This is a genomic window from Rhodophyticola sp. SM2404, from assembly GCF_053570515.1.
In genome coordinates, this window is the sequence record NZ_JBSEDL010000005.1 from 299698 (window position 1) to 309950 (window position 10253).

Here is a 10253-nt window from a genome sequence, read left to right on the forward strand (position 1 = left end):
AGGCCTATGCCTTAGTTCGACAGAGCAGCCGAAACGGCCTCGGCAGCGTCACCACCATCAATCGTGGTCACACCATCGAGCCAAGACATCACCAGATCGGTATTGCCCGCCATCCAAGCGCGCGCCGCATCATCGGCATCTTCGCCATCATTCAGGATCGCACCCATGATCTCGTTTTCCATCGCCAGCGAGAATTCGAGATTGTTCAGGAAAGCGCCGACATTGGGGCATTCCTCGACATAACCTGCGCGCGTGTTGGTATAGATCGTGGCACCGCCAAGATCGGGGCCGAACCAGTCATCGCCACCTGTCAGATAGGTCAGGTCAAAATTGGCATTCATCGGATGGGGTTCCCAGCCAAGGAAGATGATCGGCTCATCACGGCCCGAGGCACGATCAACCTGTGCCAGCATGCCCTGCTCGGAGCTTTCAACGACTTCGAACTCAGACAGACCAAAAGCGTCATCGGCGATCATATCCATGATCAGGCGGTTGCCGTCATTGCCAGGCTCGATGCCGTAAATCTCGCCGTCCAGAGCGTCCAGATTGGCCGCGATATCCGCGAAATCCGCAATGCCAAGGGCGGCGCCGGCGGCATTGGTTGCCAATGTATATTTCGCGCCTTCCAGATTTGCGCGGACAACATCAACCGTGCCTGCATCACGATAGGGCGCGATATCTGCCTCCATCGTAGGCATCCAGTTTCCGAGGAACACATCCACATCACCGCCCGCAAGCGAGGTATAGGTCACAGGCACCGACAGAACCAGCGTTTCCGCCTCATAGCCCAGCGCATCAAGAACAACACTCGCCGCAGCGGTGGTTGCGGTGATATCGGTCCAGCCCACATCCGAGAAGGTGACGGTGCCGCAATCGGCCAGTGCTGCATTTGCCGAAAGCCCAGCCACAAGCGCGATGGTCGCGGTGCGGGCCTTAAGATGAAAGCTCATTTTATTTCTCCATATTGGGTTGTGTTTTTTTATTGATTGACGAGTCAATTAAAACTCTTATCTGTGCAGAGTGCAACCAAGGAGGTTCCCGATGCCCAAGATCGGAATGATGGCACTACGCAAAGACGCGCTTGTCAACGCAACAATCTCCGAGATTGGGCGGCTGGGCTCTCTAGACGTGACTGTCAGCCAGATCGCAAGGAGCGCGGGCGTCTCTTCGGCGCTGGCGCATCATTATTTTGGCTCCAAGGATGATCTGTTTCTTGCGGCCATGCGCTCGATTCTGTCGGAATTCGGGAAAGGCGCGCGTGAAAGGCTCGCCAAATCCGAGACGCCCGCCGCGCGCCTGCGCGCCATTGTCGAGGCAAATTTCGCGGGCACAAATTTCTGCCCCGATGTCGTTTCCGCTTGGATGAATTTCTACGTCATGGCCCAGAAATCACCCGCCGCACAACGGCTCTTGCGCATCTATCAGCGCCGTATCGTGTCAAACCTGACCCATGCGCTGCGCCCCCTTTGCCACAACCCCGAAGGCGTGGCCCTGACAGCGGCTGCCCTGATCGACGGGCTCTATATCCGCCATGCGGTTGCCGAAGCCGGCCCGCCCGACCCGCAAGCCGCGATTGCACGCGTAATGACCTATCTTGATGGAGTGACCCAATGATCATCCAGCCTAAAGCCAGCCATTTCATCAATGGTGCCTATATCGAAGACAATGCAGGCCCTGAACTTGCCGTCACCTATCCCGCAAACGGCGAACGCATCGCCAGCCTGCATGAAGCCACTGATGCCCTGATTGAACAGGCGCTGGCCGCAGCAGACGCCGCGCGGGCAGAATGGGCCGCGATGACAGGGACCGAGCGGGGCCGCATCCTGCGCCGCGCCGCCGAGATCATCCGCGAACGCAACCGCGAGCTGTCTGAGCTGGAAACCATGGATACAGGCAAACCCCTTTCCGAGACGCTGGTCGCCGACCCCACAAGCGCGGCAGATGCTTTGGAATATTTCGGGGGCATGGCCGCCACCCTGACGGGCGAGCATATCCAGCTAGGGGAAGATTGGGCCTATACCAAGCGCGAACCGCTTGGCCTATGCGTTGGCATCGGCGCGTGGAATTACCCCATCCAAATCGCCTGCTGGAAAGCCGCGCCTGCGCTGGCCTGCGGCAATACGATGGTGTTCAAACCCTCGGAAACCACACCGCTCACCGCCCTCAAAGTGGCCGAGATTTTCATGGAAGCGGGCGCGCCTGCGGGTGTGTTCAACGTGGTCCAAGGCGCGGGCCGCGTGGGGGCTGCATTGGTGGGGGACAGTCGTGTTGACAAGGTCTCGCTGACAGGCTCGGTGCCCACGGGGCGCAAGGTTTATGCGGCAGCGGCCGCCCAGATGAAACATGTCACAATGGAATTGGGCGGCAAATCCCCCCTGATCATCTTCGAGGATGCCGATCTGGAAAATGCGGTCTCCGCCGCGATCAACGCCAATTTCTATTCCAGCGGTCAGATTTGCTCGAACGGCACGCGGGTGTTTATCCATAAAGCCATCAAAGAGGCCTTCCTGTCGCGCTTGGCCGAGCGCATGTCAGACGTCACAATCGGCGACCCGATGGATGAGGCCACAACCCTTGGCCCGATGGTCTCCGAGGCCCAGCGCCAGATTGTTCTGGGCTATATCGAAAAAGGCCAAACCGAGGGTGCGCGGCTGGTTGCAGGCGGCAAAGCGCTGGAGGGTGAGGGCTTTTTCATCCAGCCAACGCTTTTTGCCGATGTCACCGATGATATGACCATCGCGCGCGAAGAAATCTTTGGCCCCGTCATGTCGGTTCTGGATTTCGACGATGAACAAGATGTCATTGCGCGGGCCAATGACACCGAATTCGGCCTCTCGGCGGGTGTGTTTACCCGTGATCTGGCGCGCGGCCACCGCGTGGTCGGCCAACTCGAGGCTGGGTCATGCTGGATCAACACCTATAACCTGACCCCAGTCGAGGTGCCCTTTGGCGGCAATAAGGCCTCGGGTGTGGGACGCGAAAACGGGCATGCCGCGATTGCCCATTATAGCCAGTTGAAAACCGTTTATGTCGCCATGGGCGATGTCGAGGCGCCGTTCTAATGCAAGCAGATTACGTGATCATTGGCGCAGGCAGCGCCGGATGCGCCATGGCCTATCGCCTGTCCGAGGCGGGAAAATCGGTCTTGGTGATCGAACATGGCGGCACCGATGCGGGGCCTTTCATCCAGATGCCGGGCGCTTTGTCCTACCCCATGAATATGCCGATCTATGATTGGGGCTATCACTCCGAGCCCGAGCCACATTTGAACAACCGCCGCCTTGCCTGCCCGCGCGGCAAGGTGATTGGCGGCTCCTCTTCGGTCAATGGCATGGTCTATGTGCGCGGCCATGCCCATGATTATGACACTTGGGCCGATATGGGGGCCGATGGCTGGTCCTATGCGGATGTACTTCCCTATTTCCAACGGATGGAGCATTGGCACGGGCCCGCTGACGGATCAGGTGATACAACCTTTCGCGGCACTGATGGCCCGCTGCACATCACGCGTGGGCCGCGCAAGAACCCGCTCTATCACGCCTTTGTCGAGGCGGGCCGCGAGGCGGGCTATGAAGTCACGGATGATTATAACGGGCAAAAACAGGAGGGCTTCGGACCTTTTGAGCAGACCGTTTACAAAGGCAGGCGCTGGTCGGCAGCCAATGCCTATCTGCGCCCTGCCCTGAAACGGCCCAATTGCAGCCTGCTGCGAGGGCTGGTCGAGAAGATCGAGATCAAGGATGGCCGCGCCACGGGCGTGCGCGTCATGCGCGGGGGCAGGTCAGAAGTGATCAGCGCCAATATCGAAGTGGTGCTTGCAGCAGGCTCGATCAATTCGCCCAAACTGCTGATGCTCTCAGGGGTGGGGCCCAGCGCTGAGCTGGCCAAGCATGGCATCCCCGTGCTCGCCGACCGCGCGGGTGTGGGGCAGAACCTACAAGACCATCTGGAGATGTATATCCAATATGCCAGCCGCGAGCCGATAACGCTGGCGAAATACTGGAACCTCTTTGGCAAGGCGATGGTGGGGGCACAATGGCTGTTCACGCGCACAGGGCTTGGGGCGTCGAATAATTTCGAAAGCTGCGGCTTTATCCGCTCGCGAGCGGGGCTCACCTACCCCGATATCCAGTTCCATTTCCTGCCGATTGCCGTGCGCTATGACGGGCAAGCCATTGCCGAAGGGCACGGGTTTCAAGCCCATGTCGGGCCTATGCGCTCCAAATCACGTGGCGCGGTCAGCTTGCGCTCGGCCAATCCCGCGGATGCACCCGAAATTAGGTTCAATTACATGAGCCATGATCAGGATTGGGACGAGTTCCGCACCGCCATCCGCCTGACCCGTGAGGTTTTTGCCCAGCCTGCCATGGCGCGCTATGTGAAGCATGAAATCCAGCCCGGGGATGCCGCGCAAAGCGATGCCGAACTGGATGCCGTGATACGCGAACATGCTGAATCGGCCTATCACCCCTGTGGCACCGCCAAAATGGGCCGCCGTGATGATCCGATGGCCGTGGTGGACCCGCAGGCCCGTGTAATCGGGATCGACGGGCTGCGCTTGGCTGACAGTTCGATCTTTCCACAGATCACCAATGGCAATCTCAACGGCCCCTCGATCATGGTGGGCGAGAAAGCGGCCGATCATATCTTGGGCCGTAGCCTGCCTGCCTCCAACCTCGAGCCTTGGGTGCACCCCGACTGGAAGACCGCACAGCGATAGCCCACTGGATTTGCACGGGCAAACATGCTTTGCCAATGCAACACACAGCAGGAGAGCCATCCGTTGAGCGCCGCGCAAAGCAGCCTTTGGGCACAGACCAGTACTGACCAGCTCCAGACCGCACCACTTGCGGCCTCACGCCAGTATGATCTGGCGGTCATCGGTGGCGGCTTCACGGGGTGCGCCACAGCGCTTGAGGCGGCCGCCATGGGCGCGTCTGTGTGTTTGCTGGAGGCCGAGACCATCGGCTATGGCGGGTCGGGGCGCAATGTGGGCTTGGTCAATGCAGGTCTCTGGCTGCCCCCCGACGAGATCATCGCCCGAATGGGCGAGGCCGCAGGCACCAAATTGGTCGCGCTTCTGGGCCAAGCCCCCGACCGCGTTTTTGATTTGATCGCGCGCGAAGACATCGCCTGTGAGGCGACCCGCGCCGGTACCCTGCATTGCGCGCATTCGCAGGCAGGCTTTGCCGATCTGGCCGAGCGTCACAGACAAGGCAACCGCTTTGGCGCGCCCTTGCAGCTTTTGGACAAGCCCGAAGCCGATGCGCGTATCGGGTCAGACGCCTTTCATGGCGCGCTATGGGATCCGCGCGCGGGCACGATCCAGCCGCTTTCCTATTGCTTGGGCCTTGCCCGCGCCGCGATGGCCAAGGGTGCCACAATCCATGAAGCCAGCCCCGTGAGCAAAATCGCCCGCAAGGCCGAGGCTTGGCAGATCACCTCAAACGGGGTTGATCTGCAAGCAAGCGCCCTACTGGTCGCGACCAATGCCTATCACCTCGGGATCGAAGCACCGCTCCGCCCTGCCTTCACGCCTGTGCATTACAGCCAATTCGCCACCATCCCCATGGACGCCGCAACACGAGAACGCGTTCTGGCAGGTGGCGAGGGTTGCTGGGACACAGCGAAGGTGATGACATCTTTCAGGGTTGATCGCGCTGGTCGGATGATTATCGGCGGGATGGGCAATGTCGGGGGGGCGGGCGCTGCGGTCCATACCGCTTGGGCAAGGCGCAAACTCAGATCGCTCTTTCCACAAATTGGTGAGCTGCCTTTTGAGCATATCTGGCACGGCAAGATCGCGATGACCTCGGATTATATTCCCAAAATTCTGGAGTTCGGCCCCAAAGCCTATGCCTGTTTTGGCTATTCAGGTAGGGGCATCGGGCCAGGCACAGTTTTCGGAACCGAGGCCGCAAGAGCGCTTTTATCAGGCGATCAAACAGGCCTGCCGATAGCCCCCGTGACCCATCATTCCGAGCGGTTTTCAACGCTCAAAGGGGCGGTTCTGGAATTGGGCGCAACCCTAACCCACGCGATCACGCGCTGATTTGACAGGCCCCAGCGACCGCCGCCCCTTGGATGCGTCCCAAGGAAAGACTTGCATCAAAGCCAAACGGCGGCCATGCACGGGCTTGTGTCAAACATGATGAACCATTCTGAAACACCTTTGGAGGCTCTCGGCTGGTCAGCCTTTTATGATGACCAAGTGGGGGCTGAGGATGCGGGTGCGATACCTCTGCGCATCTCGACCGTTCATCGCTCCCGCGTGACAGCACTTTCCCTGACGGGCGCCGTCCGACTGGACCTTCCTGTTGGCATGAAAACCGCCGATCTCGCTGTTGGCGATTGGGTGCTGGCCGATCCCGAAACCAAATGCGTCTTGCGCAGGCTCGCGCGGCACACCTTGTTGCAGAGGAAAACCGAAGGGGCGCGCGCGCCGCAGTTGATCGCGGCGAATGTCGATACCCTGTTTATTGTGACCTCCTGCAATGATGATTTCAATGTGGCCCGCCTTGAGCGTTATCTCGCCTTGGCAAATGAGGCGGGAACCAACCCTGTCATCATCCTGACAAAACCCGATAAGGCCGAAGACCCGTCAAGCTACCAAAAGCAAGCAGCCGCGTTGCAACGCGACTTGCAGGTCGTGACCCTGAACGCCAAAACCCCGCAAGCCATCAAGACCTTGGAACCATGGTGTGGCACGGGGCAAACGGTGGCCTTGGTCGGTTCGTCCGGTGTGGGAAAATCAACGCTTCTTAACACCTTGGCCGCGAAAACGGATGATCAGGCACAGGCCACGGGTGGCATTCGCGAAGATGACGCCAAAGGCCGCCACACCACGACATCAAGATCGCTTCATGCGATTGCGGGGGGCGGCTGGGTCATCGACACGCCTGGCATGCGGTCGCTTCACGTCAGCGATGTCGCCTCGGGTCTGGAGATGCTATTCGCCGAGATCACCGAGCTGGCCCCCAATTGCCGCTTCCGCGATTGTACGCATAATCACGAACCAGGTTGCGCGGTTCAGGCCGCCCTGAAAGACGGCAAGCTGGACCCCGAGCGTCTGGAACGCTGGAGCAAGCTGAATGAGGAAAACCGCGAGAATACGCCAAGCATGACAGGGCCGCGCGGGAACAGGGTGCCTCAGCGAAAAGGCAAGCGGCGCTAGAAGCGCGCGGTGCCGCTGGCCTAAAAAGGCAAAAGGCGCGCGCCAATGCTTTGATCACATAAGCGCGCCCTTCATGGCTTTTGAGCGGCTTGGAGCGGTATGGCGCTACGATATGCCCCCAACACCAATCCAGCCAAATGACGGCTTATACCGTGAATGCCGATCGGAACGCGTCCAAGGCATCCTCGGCAGTGTCATGGGCAAAAGCCTCCATGCCGACAGGGCCGGAATAGCCCATGGCCACAAGGGCCTTGGCCACACCATTGTAATTGATCTCGCCCGTGCCAGGCTCACAACGTCCGGGGACATCGGCCACCTGAATCTCGCCGATCCATGGAAGGCAGGCTTGGCAAAGCTCGATCAAGTTCCCCTCACCGATTTGCGCATGATAGAGGTCGAGATTGAGCCGCAATTCAGGGCGATCAACTGAGGACACCAAGGCCAAGGTCTCCTCGGCACGCGCGAAGGGCACGCCTGCGTGATCCACGGGAAGGTTGAGGTTTTCCAATGTGAAAACGACACCCATCTCTTCCGCCAAATCACAGATGCGGTTCAACGTATCCAGTGCCTTGACCCATTTCAAAGGGGTCGCAACCTCGGCCAGCACGGGCCGTCCTCCATCGCCAAGGCCTGTCCCGTGCAGATTGAGCCGCGCCACGCCAAGGCGCTTGCCGACCTCTGCCGTTTGACGGGCAGATGCCAGCAGCATCTCGGCGCCCTCATCATCGGCAAGCCGCCCCTCAAGATAGCCGTTCATGATCGAGAAAGTCGCGCCAGAACCTTCCAGCTTTTCAAGATCATGATCGGGCCAGTTCCACAGCCCGACCTGAAACCCCATTTCATCCAATCGCGCACAGCGCCATTCGATGAGTTTATCCTGCCAGAGCATTTCAGCACTGGCTGCAAGCGTGAAAGCCATGCCTTAGGCTCCTGTCATATCCGAAGTGATTTCGACGGGGCGGCCTGTTTCCAGCGATCTATTCGCCGCCTCAGCCAGTGCCAATGCATTCACACCATCTTGGATCGAGGCAGGCACAGGCTTGCCATCAACGCATGCATCCACAAAGGCCGACCATTCGATCGAATAGGCGCGCATATAGCGTTCCAGAAAGAAGTAAACGGGTTTTGCCGAGACAACGCCATCAACCGTGGATTTCACCATGGTGTTCTCAATCTCGTTCTCGGCGGCCAATGTGCCATCGGACCCCAGAACCTCTACGCGCTGATCATAGCCGTAAGGGGCACGGCGCGAATTGCGGATCGTGGCCAGACGCCCATCCGCATAAGTCAGAACGACAACGGCTGTATCAACATCACCAGCTGCACCGATCTCGGGATCAACCAGACAGGAGCCATGCGCCATCACCGTTTTCGGCATGCCGAACAGGAATGCACACATGTCAAAATCATGGATCATCATATCGCGGCAAAGCCCGCCCGAGACCTTGATATAGCTCACTGGCGGCGGCGCGGGATCATAGGAGGTGACCGCCAGCATTTCGCCCTTGCCAACATCGCCTGCATCCAACGCGGCCTTTACGGAGGCAAAATTGGGGTCAAAGCGGCGATTAAAGCCCATCATCATCGGCTTGTCATGGCCGGCTACAATCTTGCGAACCTCCAAGGCGCGCGGCAGGTCGAGATCGATCGGCTTTTCACAGAAAATCGCTTTGCCAGCTTTCACGCCCGCTTCGATCAGATCGGCATGGGTATTGGTCGACGATGCGATTAGGATGGCATCAATGCTGGTATCGGCAAGAATTTCATCTGCGCTCCGCGCCTCGATCCCCTGCTCCTTGGCAAGGGCTTCAGCCGCCTCGCTCATCACATCTGTAACGGCAACAAGGTCAGATCTTGGGTCCATTTTGACAGACGCAGCATGGACCTTCCCGATCCGACCAGCGCCGAACAGCGCAACTTTCATGGTATTCCTCCCAAGAGCAGTAAAAAGCATCGCAAAGGCAAAGATTGACACCCTCACGAATCGAAAATATGGAATTTATATTCCATTTGAGTGATGTGCCGCTAAACTAGTCCTGTCAAGATGGGGACAGCTATGAAAGATCAAAACTCAGCTTTGGATGCGCCAAGAAGTGTCACCGATGTGATTGAACGGCTGGATGCGGTCATGAAAGATCTGCCCAAGCGTCTCAAGCAATGCGCCAGCTTCACACGACGGCATCTTCACCTGATTGGTGTGTCCACAGTATCCGAGATGGCCAAAGCCTGCGATGTGGCGCCATCCGTCTATATGCGGTTTTGTCAGGCGCTCGGGTTTTCTGGCTATAGCGAAATGCAATCGCTGTTCCGCGAACGCTTCACCGAGTTCCGACCCGACGATGATGCGCGGCTGGCAACGCTACGCGCGGAAGGGGCGGTTGGAACAGGGCGGCTCTTGGCGGATTTCGCGGAGGCGGGCCATAAATCCCTTATGGGAATAGCCAATACCGTAACAAATGAAGGGCTTGACCGAATTGCCAGAGATATGGCGCGCGCGCGGGTTGTGCATCTCGTGGGTCTGAGGCGGGCCTTCTCGGTGGTCAGCAGCATGGCGTACACGTTTAACCAATTGGGCGTTCCAGCGCAGCTGCATTACGGGGCTGGGATGTTACATGCCGCGCCGTCCATTTTTGAGGGTGATGTTCTTTTCGCGGTCACCTACGCACCATTTTCCGATGAAACGGTCAAACTGGCTGAGGCAACAGCGAAGCGCGGCATTCCCGTCCATTGCCTCACAGATTCCGAGCATTGCCCCATTGCGGAATTCGCCCCTGAGCTGATGCTGGTACAAGAAGATGAGATCGGTGGCGTCAAGGCGCTGAATGCATCGGTCACACTCGCAACCGCCCTCGCGGTTGCCGTAAAGGCGCTTCGGTCGCCAGAATAACACCGCGGCGATGCGTCGTAATTATGGAAAATTTATTCCAACATTAAGCCAGACAGTAACAGCACTTTTTCTTCCATAGCGCTTCCACGGGTTGGTGGAACGCAAAAAACCGCCTACGAGAGGCGGTGTGTAAGCATTTGATATAATGTTATAAATTTTGGTTGCGGGGGCAGGATTTGAACCTGCGGCCTT

General features: G+C 58.6%; 9 protein-coding genes. 6 read left to right on the forward strand and 3 right to left on the reverse strand.

What is annotated here, in order from left to right; all coding sequences use genetic code 11:
• Positions 1-11 precede the first annotated feature (11 nt).
• Positions 12-950: a choline ABC transporter substrate-binding protein gene (choX, locus tag ACTYEO_RS10220; RefSeq protein ID WP_449323637.1), complete on the reverse strand. Its 939-nt coding sequence runs from the start codon at positions 948-950 to the stop codon at positions 12-14.
• A 91-nt stretch (positions 951-1041) separates the two neighbouring features.
• On the opposite strand from choX, the gene betI reads away from it, so the two are divergent.
• The 5 genes from betI (at position 1042) to rsgA (ending at position 7174) form a co-directional block, all read left to right on the forward strand.
• Positions 1042-1614 (forward strand): choline-binding transcriptional repressor BetI, encoded by a 573-nt coding sequence (gene betI / locus ACTYEO_RS10225; RefSeq protein WP_449323638.1) that lies wholly within the window; start codon positions 1042-1044, stop codon positions 1612-1614.
• On the forward strand, positions 1611-3062 hold the full coding sequence (gene betB, locus ACTYEO_RS10230) for a betaine-aldehyde dehydrogenase (RefSeq protein WP_449323639.1): 1452 nt from the start codon (positions 1611-1613) through the stop codon (positions 3060-3062). Before betI ends, betB begins: the two co-directional genes overlap by 4 nt.
• Positions 3062-4720, forward strand: a complete 1659-nt coding sequence (gene betA / locus ACTYEO_RS10235; RefSeq protein WP_449323640.1) for a choline dehydrogenase — start codon at positions 3062-3064, stop codon at positions 4718-4720. The genes betB and betA overlap by 1 nt, the downstream gene beginning before the upstream one ends.
• 63 nt (positions 4721-4783) lie before the next feature.
• The gene (locus ACTYEO_RS10240) at positions 4784-6052 is read left to right on the forward strand and encodes an NAD(P)/FAD-dependent oxidoreductase (protein ID WP_449323641.1); all 1269 of its coding nucleotides are present in this window, start codon (positions 4784-4786) and stop codon (positions 6050-6052) included.
• Positions 6053-6148: 96 nt separating this feature from the next.
• Positions 6149-7174: a ribosome small subunit-dependent GTPase A gene (gene rsgA / locus ACTYEO_RS10245; RefSeq protein WP_449323642.1), complete on the forward strand. Its 1026-nt coding sequence runs from the start codon at positions 6149-6151 to the stop codon at positions 7172-7174.
• Between the two features lie 145 nt (positions 7175-7319).
• On the opposite strand, the gene ACTYEO_RS10250 is transcribed toward rsgA, so the two are convergent.
• Together ACTYEO_RS10250 and iolG are read right to left on the reverse strand one after the other, a co-directional pair.
• A complete protein-coding gene (locus ACTYEO_RS10250; protein WP_449323643.1) occupies positions 7320-8093 on the reverse strand; it encodes a TIM barrel protein in 774 nt (257 codons plus the stop codon).
• 3 nt (positions 8094-8096) lie between these two features.
• Positions 8097-9098, reverse strand: coding sequence for an inositol 2-dehydrogenase (iolG, locus tag ACTYEO_RS10255; protein ID WP_449323644.1), 1002 nt, complete (start codon positions 9096-9098; stop codon positions 8097-8099).
• 132 nt (positions 9099-9230) lie between these two features.
• Between iolG and ACTYEO_RS10260 the strand changes: the two genes are divergently transcribed.
• The gene (locus ACTYEO_RS10260; RefSeq protein ID WP_449323645.1) at positions 9231-10061 is read left to right on the forward strand and encodes a MurR/RpiR family transcriptional regulator; all 831 of its coding nucleotides are present in this window, start codon (positions 9231-9233) and stop codon (positions 10059-10061) included.
• The last annotated feature ends 192 nt before the right edge of the window (positions 10062-10253 follow it).